The following is a 14,458-nucleotide window of genomic DNA, read 5'->3' as shown; positions in this document are numbered from 1 at the left end:
GACCGTGTGTTCTCCTGGCGTGCCATGCAAGGGAGCGGCGGATGCAGAAGCGGCGCGTGGTGGTGACGGGACTGGGGCTCATCAGCCCCTGCGGGACGGGCGTGGAGAAGAGCTGGGAGGCGCTGGTGCGCGGCCAGAGCGGCGTGGGCCCCATCACCCTCTTCGACGCGAGCGCGCTCGACTGCCGCATCGCCGGCGAGGTGAAGGACTTCAAGGTCGAGGACCACATCGAGCGGCGCGAGGCCCGACGCATGGACCGCTTCGCCCACTTCGCCGTGGTGGCCTCCGACATGGCCCTGGAGGACTCGGGCCTGAAGGTCACCCCCGAGAACGCCGAGCGCATCGCCACCATCATCGGCTCGGGCATCGGTGGAATCGGAAGCCTGGAGGAGACCTTCCGCCGCGCGCTGGAGAAGGGGCCGGACCGCATCAGCCCCTTCTTCGTCCTGCAGATGATCATCAACATGGCCCCCGGCTATGTGAGCCTGCGCCATGGCCTCAAGGGCCCCTCCTGGGCGCCCAACTCCGCGTGCTCCACCAGCGCCCACGCCATCGGCGAGGCGATGCGCGGCATCCAGCGCGGCGACTTCGACGTGGCGGTGGCCGGAGGCGCCGAGGCCCCCATCTCCCTGCTCGGTGTCGGAGGCTTCGCCGCCATGCAGGCCTTGTCCCTGCGCAACGACGCGCCCCATGCCGCCAGTCGCCCCTTCGACGCGGACCGCGACGGCTTCGTGCTCGCCGAGGGCTCCGGCATGCTCGTCCTCGAGGAGCTGGAGCATGCACGCGCCCGCGGCGCCCGCATCCACGCGGAGCTCACCGGCTACGGCGCCAGCGCCGACGCGTACCACGTCACCGCGCCCGCCCCCGAGCACGAGGGCGCCCAACGCAGCATGCGCGCGGCCCTGAAGGACGCCGCCTTGCGCCCCGCCGACATCGGCTACATCAACGCGCACGGCACCTCCACGGACGTGGGCGACCTCATGGAGGTCCAGGGCATCCACCACGTCTTCGGCGACGCCGCGCGCTCCGTCGCCGTCTCCTCCACCAAGTCGATGACCGGCCACATGAACGGCGCGGCGGGCGCCGCGGAGGCCGTCATCAGCATCCTCGCCCTCACCCGGGGCCTGCTGCCGCCCACCATCAACCTGGAGCGGTTGGATCCACGCATCGACCTGGACTGCGTGCCCAACACCGCCCGGCCCGCCCAGGTCGACGCCGTCATGAGCAACTCCTTCGGCTTCGGCGGCACCAACGTGTCGCTCATCTTCCGAAGGCTGATCCCCTGAGCCCTGTCCCGCATCATCCCTGTAAACCGCGAAAACTCGTTTACCAACGCAAGCGAACCGCATGCCGCATCGCGGCGGTAAACACTTGACAAGGTGCGTCGAACACCGCCCGGAACGCACATCTGCGCGAGAACAAAGTTCAACGATTACATGTGGTTGCACATGCTCGACAGGTATCGGACAGGTGGCAGTTGGCTGTTCCGTCGCCGGCCGCACAGGGGGAGCGCGGTCGAAAAACGCTGATTGCAAATCGGTAAATCGATTTGCAAAGTGGTTGAAAGGGTCCGTGAGGCGCGAGGGCCAGGCGCGCCCTGTGGTGGACCCGACTCAGCCATGAACGACAACGCACTGAACGCCAACGTGGGCCTGAAGCTCCGGGGTCTGCGGCTCGCCCGCAACATCAAGCAGGCGGACGCGGCGAAGGACCTGGGGGTCTCCCCCGCCTACCTGAACCTCATCGAGAAGGGCAAGCGCGTGATGCCCTTCCCGCTGCTCTGGAAGGCCCTTCGCTACTTCGACCAGGACCCCGAGCAGTTCATGTCCACGCTGGGCGAGGGCCGGGTGGACGAGGCGCTCGCGAAGCTGCTCGACGAGCCGCTGCTCAAGAGCCTGGACATCGACCCGGAGTCGCTCCAGTCGCTGTCGGCCGAGCCGAAGCTCGCCGGCACCGTGGCCGCGCTCTTCAACCTCTACAAGAACACGCGCACGCAGCTGGAGAACGTGCTCGCGCAGCTCAACGTGGAGGAGCGCACGCGGACCCAAGGCAGCAGCGCCGGCAACGGCACGGTGCCCGGCGTGCGCTTCGACTACTCGCCCTTCGACGAGGTGAGTGACTTCCTGGAGACGCACCGCAACTACTTCCCCGAAATCGAGGAGCAGGCGGAGGCCCTGCGGCGCGACGTGAGCCTGGAGCGCCAGCTCACCAGCGGGCAGCTGATGCAGCTGTTGGAGAAGCGCTTCGGCTACCGCGTGCTCATCGACGCTTCGCCCAGCGGCTCGTCCGTGGTGCGGCGGCTGGACCCGGAGGAGCAGACGCTCACGCTGTCACCGGACCTCACCGAGCAGCCGCTGAAGTTTCAAATCGCCGCGTCCATCGGCCTGCTCATGCTGGACAAGGAGAAGCTGGTCGAGCGCATCCTCGGCGCGGGGCGCACCCGGCACGGCGAGACGACGCGGCTCATCAAGGTGAACCTGGCCAACTACTTCGCCGGCGCGCTGATGCTGCCGTACGGGGACTTCTTCAAGGAGGTGCAGCGCACGCGCTACGACGTGGAGCTGCTGTCGAGCATCTTCGGCTCCACCTACGAGACGGTGGCCCACCGGCTGTGCAACCTGTCGGACCCGAAGCGCCCGGGCATCCCGTTCCACTTCCTGCGCTCGGACATCGCCGGCAACATCTCCAAGCGCTACAGCGGCACCGGCATCCGCTTCGCCAGCGGCGGCGGCAGCTGCGGCAAGTGGGCCGTGCACCTGGCGTTCCTCAACCCGTCCCAGCTCACCCGGCAGTATTCGATGATGCCGGACGGCACCACGTACTTCTGCTTCGCCAAGGTGCAGCTGCAGCCGACGGAGGGCTCCATCGTCAAGGGCACCGCCTACTCCATCGGCCTGGGCACCCACGCGGAGAACGCGAAGTACCTGGCGTACGGTCTGCCCACCAACGACCTGCGCAAGGATGCCATCCCCTCCGGCATCTCCTGCCGCTTCTGCGAGCGCACCGACTGCAACCAGCGCGCGGCGGCCAGCTACCGCTTCGCCTTCGCGTTCGACGAGTACACGAAGAAGGACTGCTTCTTCTCCCCGCTGCTGGGCTACGAGCAGGCCGACAAGGTGGAGAAGGAGCGCCACGTCGGGGGCGCCCACGGCGCCACTGGAAATGGCGGCGGCGCGCAGCCAGGCGTCAATGGCGCTGACGGGAGCGAGAAGCACGATTCGTTGGACAAGGCGGCCCGGCGCCGCAAGGGTGGCGACGCGTGAGCATGCACCCGCCCGAAGACACCGAACGCGCCCATCTGCTGGAGGCGCTCCAGAAGCAGAAGAACCAGCTGGCCACCCTGCGCATCACCGGCACGCCCACCACCGTGGGCCAGGGCCTGGTGAGCCTGGCGGAGCTGCACGGCCTGCTCGAGGACCACGCCGCCAGCCGCCAGTGCTACGAGGAGGCGCTCGGGATGTTCCAGGAGGCCGGCTACAAGCCGGGCCTGGCCCAGGCGTACTTCGGCATGGGCGTGGCCAAGGCGAACTTCGAGGACCACCGCGGCGCGCTGGAGCTCATCGCCAAGGCCGCGATGCTCTTCAACGAGACCAAGGACCGCGAGGGCGAGGCGATGTGCCGCGCCTGCGTCGGCGAGTCCCTGCGAGCGCTGGGTCAGCCCGAGGCCGCCGAGGAGAAGTACCAGGAGGCGCTCATCCTCTACCGCCAGACGCGCAACACCGGGCGCACCGCGCGGCTGCTGCTCGACATCGGCGACATCCGCATGGAGAAGGCCGAGTACGAGCCGGCCCGGAAGCGCTTCCTCGAGGCGATTCCCCTGCTGGAGCAGGGCGACGACCCCGAGGCGCTCGCGCTGGGCCACCTGCTGCTCGGCGAGTCCGAGGGCCTGCTGGGCAACCACGAGGGCGCGCGCTCGCACCTCTTGCGCGCGGTGGAGCTGTACCAGGAGCTGCACGACCACGTGCACGAGGCGCGCGCCCGGTGGGACCTGGGCCTGTCCTGCTACTACACGCAGGACCTGCCCGCGGCCCGGGAGCAGCTGGAGGCCGTGCTGCCGCTCTACGAGGAGCAGGGGCGCATGGACGAGGTCGCCAAGGTGCGCAACATCCTCGCCCACTTCGCCGCCCGGGGCGCCTGAAGCGCCCCACCGCCTTCCGGGGTGCCGCGCGTCACGCCTGGATGCCGGCCCCCACCGCCAGGGCCAACAGGCCCAGCACTCCCGCGGCGATGACGGCGTAGCGCCACTCTCCGCGCAGGCCCAGGAGCGTGCCCGCCACGCCCAGCCGCGCCACCGGCGTCACCAGCAGCAGCGACGCCGCCGCCTTGCGAAGCTGGTCGATGGCCACGTGCGTGCTCTCCGAGCCCGGCAGCGCCTCCAGCCCCAGCGACAGCACGAACATGCCGCCGCTGAGCACCGCGCCCACGCGCAGCACGCGGGCAATCCACCGGTCTCCGGCCAGCGCCCTGTCGCGCACGCGCGGGGTGCTCGGCGCGGGTGCCTCCAGGGTGCTCGCGGTGACGGGCTCCGACTCCAGCTCCGGCGCCGTCTCCGCCGCGGCCGGAGCGGACGTCGCCGCCACCGCGTTGTGCGTCAGCCTCGCAGGCTCCGCCATCACCGCGGAGACCGTTGGAGGTTCTTCTCCGTCCGGGTCCTCACCCCTCACTCCCAGATGCTCGGCCACAGTCCCGCCCCTCCCTTCCACAACATCTGCCCCGCCACCGTCAGCAGCACCAGCGCGAACAGCCGCTTGAGCACCGCCGTGGGGACCTTCGGCATCAGCCGGCTGCCCACATAGGCGCCGGCCAGCACGCCCACCACCAGCGGCGACACCAGCGCCAGCTTGAGGTGCCCGCGCAGCGCGTACGCGGCCACGCTCGCCGCGCCCGTCACGCCAATCATCAGGTTGCTCGTGGCGCTGGCCACCTTGAAGGGCACGTGCATGCCGTAGCTCATCAGCGGCACCTTCAGCGGCCCTCCGCCGACCCCCAGCAGCGCGGACAGGCCACCGGCCACGAACGAGCCGGAGATGCCCAGCGGATAGTTCGTCGGCTGGTAGTCATCCAGCGTCGCCGGCTCGCGTCGGGGCGAGCGCAGCAGAATCATCTGCAGCGCCACGTAGAGCGTGAACAGGCCGAACACCACCGCCACCATCGCCGGCGCGATGAGCGCCGCGACGAGGCCCCCCGCGATGGCGCCCAGCACCGTGGCCAGCTCCAGCGTCAGCCCCAGCCGGATGTCACTCAGGTGGTTGTCCACATAGCCGGCGGCGGCCGCGCACGAGTTGGCCACCACGCACATGAGGCTCGCCGGCACCGCCTCCTCCAGCGGCAGCCCGAAGCCCAGCACCAGCGCGGGCACGAGCACGATGCCGCCCCCGATGCCGAGCATCGCTCCCAACGCCCCCGCGAGCCCGCCCACCACCATGAGGAGAAGTACCGTCATTCCTCCACGAGGATAGGAGCGGTGAGCCGCCTCGCACAGCGGCATTCCCCGACGGCAGGCAGGCTCGGCAGGACGGTTGCTCTGCGCGCGAAACGCCCTGGCACCGCAGGGCGTGGGGCGGGTGCGTCAAGCCGCTCGAACCCCCAGCGTTCCCTCGGGGAAGGCCTCCAGGAAGCGCGCCCGCGTCCGAGGCGTGAAGGTGCCCCTGGCCATGTAGCCGTGCAACCTCCGAAGGACTCCACGCGCCGACTCCAGCGCACCTTCGACCTCCTGGGCGAAGTCGAAGGTGTCGTTGCGATACAGCTCCTGGAAGGACAGGCGGGCGAAGGCGGGCAGCGCGCGCGTGCGGCCCACGGGGCTGGAGAGGAAGAGTCCGGAGACGTACAGCCCGCGCACCCAGCCATCCACGTCCGCCTTGGAGGGCGCCTGCCCCACGCGCTCCTGCGAGGACAGGCGCACCAGTTCGTAGATGCCCCGGCCGATGCCGCGCCACGGGAAGCCCGGGCTCTTCACCACCTGACACTTCTCGCGCAGCCGGGGCGTGCCGAGCAGGTCCACGCCGTGCAGCTCGCGCAGGTAGAAGAGCGTCTGCGCCCACTCGATGTCGCGGTGCGCCGCCAGCGCCCGCTCGCCCCGTCGGCGGTGCTTCACCACGAGCTGGTCGACGATGGGGTGCAGCCGGCGGTCCATGCACAGGTGCGTGAAGTAGCCGGACAGCAGGGCCAGTCCCGGCTCGGTGCCCACCAGCGCGCCCGTGGCGACGAGCTCCGCCATCTTCAGGCCGAAGCCCACCGGCGCGCGCTCGTGGTACAGCCGCGAGAACAGCGGCATCTCGCGCTCGGGCAGGAAGGCGGCGAGCCCGCCTCGGACGCCCTCGCACAGGGGCAGGTCCGGCAGCGCGGCGCCGAAGCGCGCGTAGGGCAGGTCCTCCGAGAGCGCACGCACCCACTCCGGAGGCAGCTCTCCGGGGTTGGCGGCCAACCGTTCGATGGCGGTCAGATGCATCAGCAAGGTGGGCATTGCCTGACTGCTACCCAGCCCCCCGCGGCAATGCAACGCTCGAATGAAATCCAACGCTTTGCGTGCAACAGGGCGGGCGTTACAGTCCGCGGCCTTTCGTCTTCCCTCATCCGTTCAGGAGTCCATCGGCCCATGAATTTCTCCTTCGTCTCCGGCGACGCCTCCCTTGCGAATGGCGAGCTGCTCGTCATCCCGCTCTTCGAGGGTGAGCTGGGTGAGAGTGCCCCGGCGGGTCTCGTCGCGGCGGACAGCGCGCTGGAGGGCCGCCTGCGCGGCGCCGCCACCCAGGAGGGCTTCAAGGCGAAGGCGGACCAGTCCCTGGTGATGCACACGCTCGGCCGCACCCCGGCGGGCCGCGTGCTGCTGTTGGGCCTGGGCAGCCGCGCGCGCTTCCACCCGGAGGTGCTGCGGCTGGCCGCCGGACGCGCGGCGAAGACGGCCCAGCGGCTGAAGGTGGCCTCGCTCGTGGTGGCGCTCCCCGTCACGGACGCGCAGGCGGACGCGGTGCGCGCGGTGGTGGAGGGGCTGGAGCTGGGCGCGTACAAGTTCGACAAGTACAAGTCCTCCGCGCGCGAGGAGAAGGGCGCGAAGAAGCCCGTCAAGGTGTCCCTGGTGCTGCCCGAGGGCGTGGAGAAGTCGCGTGACCTCGAGGACGCGCTCGCGCTGGGCAAGCGCGTGGCCGAGGCGGCCAACTGGGCGCGCGACCTGGTGAACGAGCCGCCCAACGCGGTGACGCCCACGGTGCTGGCGGAGGCCGCGCGCAAGTCCGCCAAGGAGCACGGGCTGAAGATCACCATCGGCGGTCAGCGCGAAATCGAGAAGCTGCGGATGGGCATGTTCCTGGGCGTCACGGCCGGGAGCACCGAGGAGCCTCGGCTCATCCACGTGGAGTACACGCCGAAGAACGCGCGCGACGCGAAGCGGCCTCCGCTGGCGCTGGTGGGCAAGGCGATCACCTTCGACTCGGGCGGCCTGTCGCTCAAGCCCACCGAGGGCATGGTGGACATGAAGACGGACATGGCGGGCTCGGCCGCGGTGCTGGGCGCCATGCAGGTCATCGCGCAGCTCAAGCCGCCCTTCCCCGTGCATGCCTTCATCGGCGCGTGCGAGAACATGCCGGCCGGCAACGCGTACAAGCCCGGTGACATCCTCACGTCGCGGCTGGGCAAGACGGTGGAGATCACCAACACGGACGCCGAGGGCCGGCTGGTGCTGGGCGACATGCTGACGTGGGCGTGCGAGCACAAGCCGTCCGCCGTCATCGACCTGGCCACGCTCACGGGCGCGTGCATCGTCGCGCTGGGCAACTACATCGTCGGCGCCTTCGGCGACGACGACGACACCGTCAACCAGGTGCTCCAGTCCGCGCGCACCGCGGGCGAGGAGATGTGGCGCCTGCCGGTGAGCGAGCTGCAGAAGGACGCGCTGCGCTCCGAGGTCGCCGACATGAAGAACTCCGGCGAGCGCTGGGGCGGCTCCATCAACGCCGCGCTGTTCCTCAAGGAGTTCGTCGGAGACACGCCGTGGGTGCACCTGGACATCGCGGGGCCCTCCAACAGCCCCAAGGAGCGCGGCTACCTCTCCAAGGGCGGCACCGGCGTGGGCGTGCGCACCCTGGTCGAGTGGGTGCGGCTGCGCGCGCGGACGCAGGGCGATGAGGTGGCCGAGGCGCCCGCGAAGCCCGCTCGCCAGGCGCGCGGCGCGAAGAAGTCCACGCGCGGCTGACGCACTCCTATCCACGGTCCTCGCGAGCCCCACGCAGGTGTGGAGCTCGCGGCGGCGCTTGCGCGTACCGCGCAGGCGCGTGGCGCTGCGTGAGGATCGGGCGCGCCAGGCGACCTCCAGCGACGGAGGAAGCTCAGGGACGCGCGGCCTGAGGCACCGTGCCCGGCAGCGGCTTCTTGCGCGCGGCGCTGCGTGCGGCGCGGACGCGCCAGGCGACCTCTAGCGGACGGAGGAAGCTCAGGGACGCGCGGCCTGAGGCACCGTGCCCGGCAGCGGCTTCTTGCGCTCCGGCAGCGGCCGGATGCCCTGGATGAGGGCATCCACGTTCTGGATGTCACCGGCGGGCGCCAGCGCCGGCCAGGTGGCCAGCATCATCAGCACGCGGCCCTCCTGTCCCTCGCGCACGGCGACGCGGCCGTGCACGCCCTCCCCCACCTGGAAGTCGAAGCCCACCGCCTTGTCCGACAGCGCGAGCGGCACCGGGTCCGTGGTGGTGAAGCCCGGCTGCTGACGCAGGCCCTCCGCGAGCCGCTCGGCGAACTGGGTGGGTGACACCACCTCCGGCGCCACCTGCAGCACCACCTGCGCGTTGGAGGGCGGGTGGCGCAGGACGACGGGAATCGCCAGTCCCTCCGGCGTGCGCTCGTTCGTCACCACCAGGTGCCACTCGTCGCTGGGGCGGATGATTTCGAACCCCAGCTCCTCGTCGACGTAGGGCCCGGACACCGACGCCGTCTGCGCCGCCACCGGGGGGCCGGAGCCGCCCGTGCCCGGCTCCGTCGCCGCCGCGTCGGCCTTCACGGCCTGGCGCGAGCCACTGCACGCCGTGCCCAACACCAGGAAACCCCACGCCAGCTTCCGCAGAACACCCATGACACGCATCCCCCGACCACCAACGCCGTGGTCGCGAACGTGGCCATGTGGCGCCTGCTAGGCCAGCCCTCCCTGGAGGGTGCGGTAGGTGTTGGACAGCCGCTCGGCCACGTCCGGGGGCAACACGTTGCGCGCGGTGAACAGCGCATAGGACACGATGGCGTCCAGCGCCTCCAGCGTCAGCGCCCGCGCCACGGCCTCACCACCGGACGCAAGGTTCGCCCGCAGCCGCGTCACGTCCACCCGCCCGTCCGGCCCCAGCACCACGCCGGCGAACGCGTCCTCCAGCCCCGAGGGCGGCGCGTCGAGGAAGCCGCGCATCAAGTCCACGTCCTGCCCCGCGTCGCGCAGCGCGCGGTGGATGAGCGACAACAGCAGGTTGTAGCGCTCCTCCGCGGACAACAGCTCCCAGGCCATGCCCTCCACCGCGGGCGCCGGGGGCACGGCAGGCGCCGCGGGCTTCACCTGGAGGTGGCCCCCACGCACGCACTCCTCCAGCCACGTGAAGAACGTGTGCGCGCCGCTCTCGCGCACCAACCGCAGCTCGCCCACCGTCGTGCCCGAGCCCATCCGCTGGAAGAAGCGCTCCTCACCCGCGCGCGCGCCGGCAGGGCCCACCTCCACGCGCGTGTCGTCCGGATAGCGGCGCCTGAGCCGCGACAGCTCCTCCGAGCGCTTGATTCCGGTGAGCACCAAATCCCGCGTGCGCTCCGGCAGCTTCACCACGTCCGCCATGGGCGCGGGCCCCTCGACGAACAGGAAGCTGCCCTCCGTCAGCTCGAAGAGGCTCAGCACCACCTCGCGCACCACGTACGTCATGGCGCTGTAGAGGTTCGCCTCGGAGACCATGCCCTCGGACGTGAGCACCTGGCCGATGCGCCGCGACGGCGTCACGCGCGAGAGCGCCTGCGTGAGCTGCGCCTGCGTCACCAGCCCCAGCCGCACCAGCACCGCGCCCAGCCGCTCCCAGCGCTCCGTGGACGTGGCGAACACCACCTGCCCGTCCCGGAAGGACACCGTCCTGCGAACGGCGCCGTGCTGCACGGCCAACAGGCCGCTGCGGATGCCCGTCAGGACGTGGGCGAAGACCTCCTCCACGGACAACGTCCCGAGCGTCCCGGCCAGGAAGCCGGCGAAGCCCGAGGGCTCATGGAGGAGCACCATCCCCTCCGGCCCGTGGAACCAGGCCGAGAGGGGACGGGAGGAGGACAGGCCCTGGGAGAGCGACTTCTCCAGGTCGAGGGAAGCCGCCTCGCCGCCGAGCCGGGGCGTGGCCTTGGGTTTCTGGGCCACCGCCCGTGTCCTCCGTGCGTCGGGATTACTTCTGCGCCGTCGGCTTCAGCTCGGCGTCGATGATGCTCTTGAACTCCTCGAACGGCTGCGCGCCGGAGAGCATGACGCCGTTGATGAAGAACGCCGGCGTGCCGCTGACGCCGACCTTCTGCGCGTCCGCCATGTCCGTCTTCACGATGGTGGCCTTCTCACCGGAGTCCAGGCACTTGTCGAACTTGGCCTGGTCCAGCTGCAGCTCGCCCGCGTACTTCTTGAGGTTCTCCACCTGCAGGGCGCTCTGGCTGGCGAACAGCTTGTCGTGCATCTCCCAGAACTTGTTCTGGTCCGCCGCGCACAGCGACGCCTCGGCGGCCTTCTGCGCCTCCTTGTGGAAGTCGAGCGGGAACTGGCGGAACACCAGCTTCACCTTGCCGTCGTACTCCTTGAAGACCTGGTCCACGGCGGCGTTGGCGCGGCTGCAGAACGGGCACTGGAAGTCGCTGAACTCGACGATGGTGACGGGCGCGTTGTCCGGACCCTTCGACGGGCCGGTGGCGGCCACCTGCTTGCGCTCGGCCGGCGGGCGCGGCGGCTCGGGCAGGGTGATCTGCACGTTGGCGTTCTTGCGCAGCTCCGCGAACAGGGCCTGGGCGCGCTCCTGCTTGGGCTGCTGGGTGAGGAAGTCGACGATCTGCGGCTTCATCTGCTCGAACGTCGAGCCGGGGGGCAGCTGGCCCTTGGCGCCGTCGAAGACCTCCTTGATCTTCTCCTCGGTGGGCGCCTGGACCTTGTCGTCGATCTCCGCCTTGAGGAACTGGTCCTGGGAGATGCCGCGCTTCTTGGCCTCCGCGTCGACCAGCTTCTCGGTCACCATGCCCTCGAGGCCGCGCTTGCGCAGCTGGAACTTCTGCTTCTCGAGGTTGGCCAGGGGCTCCGAGACGCGCTCGTTGAGCTCCTTGTAGGTGATCTTCTGTCCGTCGCCGAACGTGGCGACCACGGTGTCCGGGGTGGGCTCACCCGGAGTGGCCGCGGCGGCGGCGGGAGCCTGCGCGGTGGCCGGCGCCTTCTCCTTGTTGCAACCGGCGGTGAACGAAGCCGCCAGCAGCGCGGCGAGGATGACGGGGGTTGGACGCATGGGCATAAGCCCGCGACTTAGTCGAGGCAGCCCCGACCTGCAAGGAAATGCAAGACGCCCTTTCAGGCGACGAGCGGCTCCAGCTCCAGCGCGCCAGCAAGCCCGGGCAGGCCCATCTCCAGGCCCTCCACGTCGCGGCGACGCGCCGGGACAATCTCATAGCAGCTCGGGTCCGACAGGACCTTGCGCACCAGCTTGTGATTGAGCGCGTGCCCCGTCTTGTAGGCCGTCAGGTGGCCAATGACAGGCCTGCCGAACAGAGACACATCACCGATGGCGTCCAGGATCTTGTGACGCACGAACTCGTCGGTGAAGCGCAGGCCCTCGGGGTTGAGGATGGAGACCTCGTCCACGACGATGGCGTTGTCCAGCGAGCCGCCGCGCGCCAGGCCCAGGCTCTTGAGCTTCTCCACGTCGCGCAGGAAGCAGAACGTGCGCGCGCGGGAAATCTCGCGCGAGAAGTCCCGGTCGCTGAAGTCCAGGTCGAACGCCTGGCCCTGGATGACGGGGTGCTCGAAGTCGATGGTGCAGCTGATGCGGAAGTGGCGCGACGGGGTGAGCGAGGCCTGCTTGTCGCCGTCCACCACGGACACCGGCTTCTTGATGACGAGCAGCTCCTTGGGCGCGTCCAGCTCGCGCACGCCGGCCTCCTGGATGAGGGCCGCGAACGGGGCGGCGCTGCCGTCCATGATGGGGACCTCCGGGCCGTCCAGCTCCACCCGGGCGTTGTCGATGCCCATGCCCGCCATGGCCGACATGAGGTGCTCCACCGTGGCCACCTTGGCGCCGTCGCGGCCCAGCGTCGTTGCCAGCACCGTGTCCACCACGTACTCCGCCAGGGCGGGGATGCTCACCGGCCGGGGCAGGTCCGTACGCACGAAGACGATGCCGTGCCCCGCGGGGGCCGGACGCAGCGTGAGCGTCACCTTCGCGCCCGAGTGGAGCCCGATGCCCTGGAGGCTGGCGGTCTTCGAGAGGGTGCGCTGGTTGTAGGAAGACGGGGGCATGTCGGTGTCGCCTCGTGGCTGCTCGTGCTGCGGGACTTCCGAACGGTCATCTGGCCAGATGGCGCCGGAATCGTTCAACAGTGGTCTGACGCGACGCGCAGATTCAGCAAGTGGCATGCCACGACCGCGTGACATCCCGGGGGCCTCCGTGGGGTCCTTGAGTGGTTCGAACCCGTTGGAATGGCTGGTCTTTTTCTGACATCGCGGTGGGTGTCCATCGTGGCCAGACACCCGCCCCCCGTTGGAGGCCCGGTGAAATCGCCCGAAACCGTGACATTGGTGTCCGGGATTCCATCACCGCCTCCGCCGCCGCCCATCACCGTGACGCGCTTCGTAACGAAGCGTGTCTTCCATGCAACACGGGGGCGTCCATAGCGCAAGGAACTGGCTGGAAGCAAACACGCCCCGTATGAGCACCCGTCGTGGGGGCTTGCGTCATACGGTGCGCGTGGGCGTGGGTCCTCGCAACCCCGTCCTGAGCGGCTCAGCGGGGCGCGGGGGCCACGAAGCGGTCCCTCAGGGCCTCGGCCTCCTGGCGGTCGAAGCCCCTGCCCTGCAGGAGGGTGCGGCGGCTGACAGCGTGGAAGGTGGACTCGAGCGTCTGGCTGAAGCGGCGCAGGTCCTCGGCGAGGCGGGAGCGGATGCCGGGGCCCTCGGGCGGCCAGGGCAGCTCCACCAGCAGCGCGGTGAAGCGGTCGAAGGCGTCGTAGTCCGCGTAGCGCAGCAGCTGGTAGCCGCCGTCGTGGAAGTAGCCCAGGAAGCTCTTGAGCGCGTCCAGGGCGCGCTCGGCGGCGGGGACGTCGTCGGCGCGCAGGTGGCCCTCGGCGGCGCGGCACAGCTGGGCGTAGACCCACAGGTCCTTGCGCAGCCGCAGCGCGGCGTCCTGGGGGCTCACCAGGTGGTCGAAGACGCCGTCCGTCAGCCCGCCGTTGGGCGCGAGCGACTCCACCAGCGCGACGACCTGCGTTCGCAGGAGCGTGGTGAAGGCGGCGGCGGCGCGCTGGGGCGCGTCCGGCTCGCGGTCCACGTGGGCGAGCACCTCCCGGCCGATGCGCTCGGCCTCCTTGGCCAGGTCCCGCGCGGCCCTCAGCGCGGCGGCCTGGAGCGCCTTGGAGCCCGCCCTGGGGGACAGCTCCGCGTGCATCCACGTGGCCAGGGCGTGCGTCTCGCTGCGCACCAGGGCCAGCAGCACCCGGACGCGGCGCGGCACGGGCGGCGTGGCCTCCGCGTCCACGTAGGACAGGTAGTGCAACAGCCGGAACAGGCCCAGGAAGGCGGTGGCGAAGGCCGTCCGCGGCTCCTCTGACATCTGTGACAGGGTGTCCAGGATGCGCACGGAGCGCAGCCGGTCGTACTCGACGCGGAACTCCAGCGGGCGGAAGGGCCGGAAGTAGCGGTTGAGGACGATCTCCTTCAGCGCGAGCTTGCCCAGGTCCTGGAACAGGTTGAGCCGCGCGGTGGGCAGCTGGAGCAGGTGGTCCAGGAGGTTGCGGAGCGCGTCCAGGTCCTCGCGCAGCACGAAGAGGCTCTCCGGGGCGGTCTGCTGGTCCAGCTCCTCCTCGATGAGGGCGCGGCGCACCCGGTCGTCGGCCAGCTGGGTCTCCACGTACTTGCGGAAGACCATCTTCTGGTCGCTGTCGGGGTCCTGCAGGTGGCGGGCGACGCGGATGGCGCGGTCCATGGCGTCGCGCACGTCCACCAGCTCCTCGTGGAAGTCGCGGGTGACGAGCGGCCGGTCCTTGGCGTCCACCACGGCGGTGAGGTTGAGGTAGCGCTCCACCGCGCGCAGCAGCATCTCGAACTCGAAGAGCAGCTCCTCGCGGCCATCCACCGGCACGCCGCGCAGCCAGCGCTCGCGCTCGGCGAGGAAGCCCGCGCGCGACGTCTGCGAGGCCCGCATCAGGTCCGCGTAGAAGTCACGCGCGACGCGGAGGGTGGTGGGTCCGGAGGCGGGAGACGCGGGAGAGGTGGCCTGGCTCATGG

General features: G+C 70.4%; 12 protein-coding genes. 4 read left to right on the top strand and 8 right to left on the bottom strand.

Annotated elements, in window-relative coordinates; all coding sequences use genetic code 11:
- Positions 1-41: 41 nt before the first annotated feature.
- The 3 genes from fabF (at position 42) to VZQ01_RS33640 (ending at position 4,138) form a co-directional block, all read left to right on the top strand.
- A complete protein-coding gene (fabF, locus tag VZQ01_RS33650) occupies positions 42-1,286 on the top strand; it encodes a beta-ketoacyl-ACP synthase II (RefSeq protein ID WP_267700225.1) in 1,245 nt (414 codons plus the stop codon).
- A gap of 333 nt (positions 1,287-1,619) precedes the next feature.
- Entirely contained in the window at positions 1,620-3,263 is a 1,644-nt protein-coding gene (locus VZQ01_RS33645; protein WP_141325894.1) for a helix-turn-helix domain-containing protein, read from the top strand.
- A 2-nt stretch (positions 3,264-3,265) separates the two neighbouring features.
- Positions 3,266-4,138 (top strand): tetratricopeptide repeat protein, encoded by an 873-nt coding sequence (locus VZQ01_RS33640; RefSeq protein ID WP_141325893.1) that lies wholly within the window; start codon positions 3,266-3,268, stop codon positions 4,136-4,138.
- A 31-nt stretch (positions 4,139-4,169) separates the two neighbouring features.
- Here the strand turns inward: VZQ01_RS33640 and VZQ01_RS33635 are convergent, their stop codons facing one another.
- The 3 genes from VZQ01_RS33635 to VZQ01_RS33625 all read right to left on the bottom strand — a co-directional run bounded on the left by VZQ01_RS33635 (position 4,170) and on the right by VZQ01_RS33625 (position 6,463).
- On the bottom strand, positions 4,170-4,616 hold the full coding sequence (locus VZQ01_RS33635; RefSeq protein ID WP_370640311.1) for a hypothetical protein: 447 nt from the start codon (positions 4,614-4,616) through the stop codon (positions 4,170-4,172).
- A 44-nt stretch (positions 4,617-4,660) separates the two neighbouring features.
- Positions 4,661-5,443, bottom strand: coding sequence for a sulfite exporter TauE/SafE family protein (locus tag VZQ01_RS33630; protein WP_046715030.1), 783 nt, complete (start codon positions 5,441-5,443; stop codon positions 4,661-4,663).
- 126 nt (positions 5,444-5,569) lie between these two features.
- Positions 5,570-6,463 (bottom strand): zinc dependent phospholipase C family protein, encoded by an 894-nt coding sequence (locus VZQ01_RS33625; RefSeq protein ID WP_141325890.1) that lies wholly within the window; start codon positions 6,461-6,463, stop codon positions 5,570-5,572.
- A 132-nt stretch (positions 6,464-6,595) separates the two neighbouring features.
- Between VZQ01_RS33625 and VZQ01_RS33620 the strand changes: the two genes are divergently transcribed.
- Entirely contained in the window at positions 6,596-8,188 is a 1,593-nt protein-coding gene (locus tag VZQ01_RS33620; protein WP_426745675.1) for a leucyl aminopeptidase, read from the top strand.
- A gap of 237 nt (positions 8,189-8,425) precedes the next feature.
- Here the strand turns inward: VZQ01_RS33620 and VZQ01_RS33615 are convergent, their stop codons facing one another.
- From VZQ01_RS33615 to VZQ01_RS33595, 5 genes are all read right to left on the bottom strand, one after another.
- Positions 8,426-9,061 (bottom strand): hypothetical protein, encoded by a 636-nt coding sequence (locus VZQ01_RS33615; protein WP_223745647.1) that lies wholly within the window; start codon positions 9,059-9,061, stop codon positions 8,426-8,428.
- A 57-nt stretch (positions 9,062-9,118) separates the two neighbouring features.
- Positions 9,119-10,354 (bottom strand): DUF4388 domain-containing protein, encoded by a 1,236-nt coding sequence (locus VZQ01_RS33610; protein ID WP_426745674.1) that lies wholly within the window; start codon positions 10,352-10,354, stop codon positions 9,119-9,121.
- Between the two features lie 25 nt (positions 10,355-10,379).
- Positions 10,380-11,468 carry a thioredoxin domain-containing protein gene (locus tag VZQ01_RS33605; protein WP_420715361.1) on the bottom strand — a complete coding sequence of 363 codons (1,089 nt, stop codon included), beginning with the start codon at positions 11,466-11,468 and terminating at the stop codon, positions 10,380-10,382.
- Between the two features lie 62 nt (positions 11,469-11,530).
- Positions 11,531-12,475 carry a UDP-3-O-acyl-N-acetylglucosamine deacetylase gene (lpxC, locus tag VZQ01_RS33600; RefSeq protein WP_426745673.1) on the bottom strand — a complete coding sequence of 315 codons (945 nt, stop codon included), beginning with the start codon at positions 12,473-12,475 and terminating at the stop codon, positions 11,531-11,533.
- Between the two features lie 484 nt (positions 12,476-12,959).
- Entirely contained in the window at positions 12,960-14,456 is a 1,497-nt protein-coding gene (locus VZQ01_RS33595) for a hypothetical protein (RefSeq protein ID WP_426745672.1), read from the bottom strand.
- Positions 14,457-14,458: the final 2 nt, after the last annotated feature.

This window comes from Myxococcus faecalis (assembly GCF_050039385.1).
Classification (GTDB): Bacteria; Myxococcota; Myxococcia; order Myxococcales; family Myxococcaceae; genus Myxococcus; species Myxococcus fulvus.
This window is presented reverse-complemented; position numbering and strand designations above follow the sequence as displayed.

Bases quoted from the DNA above. Each gene is read 5' to 3' on its own strand.
- VZQ01_RS33620 (WP_426745675.1), top strand. From the start codon at position 6,596: ATGAATTTCTCCTTCGTCTCCGGCGACGCCTCCCTTGCGAATGGCGAG.
- VZQ01_RS33630 (WP_046715030.1), bottom strand. From the start codon at position 5,443: ATGACGGTACTTCTCCTCATGGTGGTGGGCGGGCTCGCGGGGGCGTTG.
- VZQ01_RS33625 (WP_141325890.1), bottom strand. From the start codon at position 6,463: ATGCCCACCTTGCTGATGCATCTGACCGCCATCGAACGGTTGGCCGCC.
- VZQ01_RS33595 (WP_426745672.1), bottom strand. From the start codon at position 14,456: ATGAGCCAGGCCACCTCTCCCGCGTCTCCCGCCTCCGGACCCACCACC.
- fabF (WP_267700225.1), top strand. From the start codon at position 42: ATGCAGAAGCGGCGCGTGGTGGTGACGGGACTGGGGCTCATCAGCCCC.
- lpxC (WP_426745673.1), bottom strand. From the start codon at position 12,475: ATGCCCCCGTCTTCCTACAACCAGCGCACCCTCTCGAAGACCGCCAGC.
- VZQ01_RS33605 (WP_420715361.1), bottom strand. From the start codon at position 11,468: ATGCGTCCAACCCCCGTCATCCTCGCCGCGCTGCTGGCGGCTTCGTTC.
- VZQ01_RS33645 (WP_141325894.1), top strand. From the start codon at position 1,620: ATGAACGACAACGCACTGAACGCCAACGTGGGCCTGAAGCTCCGGGGT.
- VZQ01_RS33615 (WP_223745647.1), bottom strand. From the start codon at position 9,061: ATGGGTGTTCTGCGGAAGCTGGCGTGGGGTTTCCTGGTGTTGGGCACG.
- VZQ01_RS33640 (WP_141325893.1), top strand. From the start codon at position 3,266: ATGCACCCGCCCGAAGACACCGAACGCGCCCATCTGCTGGAGGCGCTC.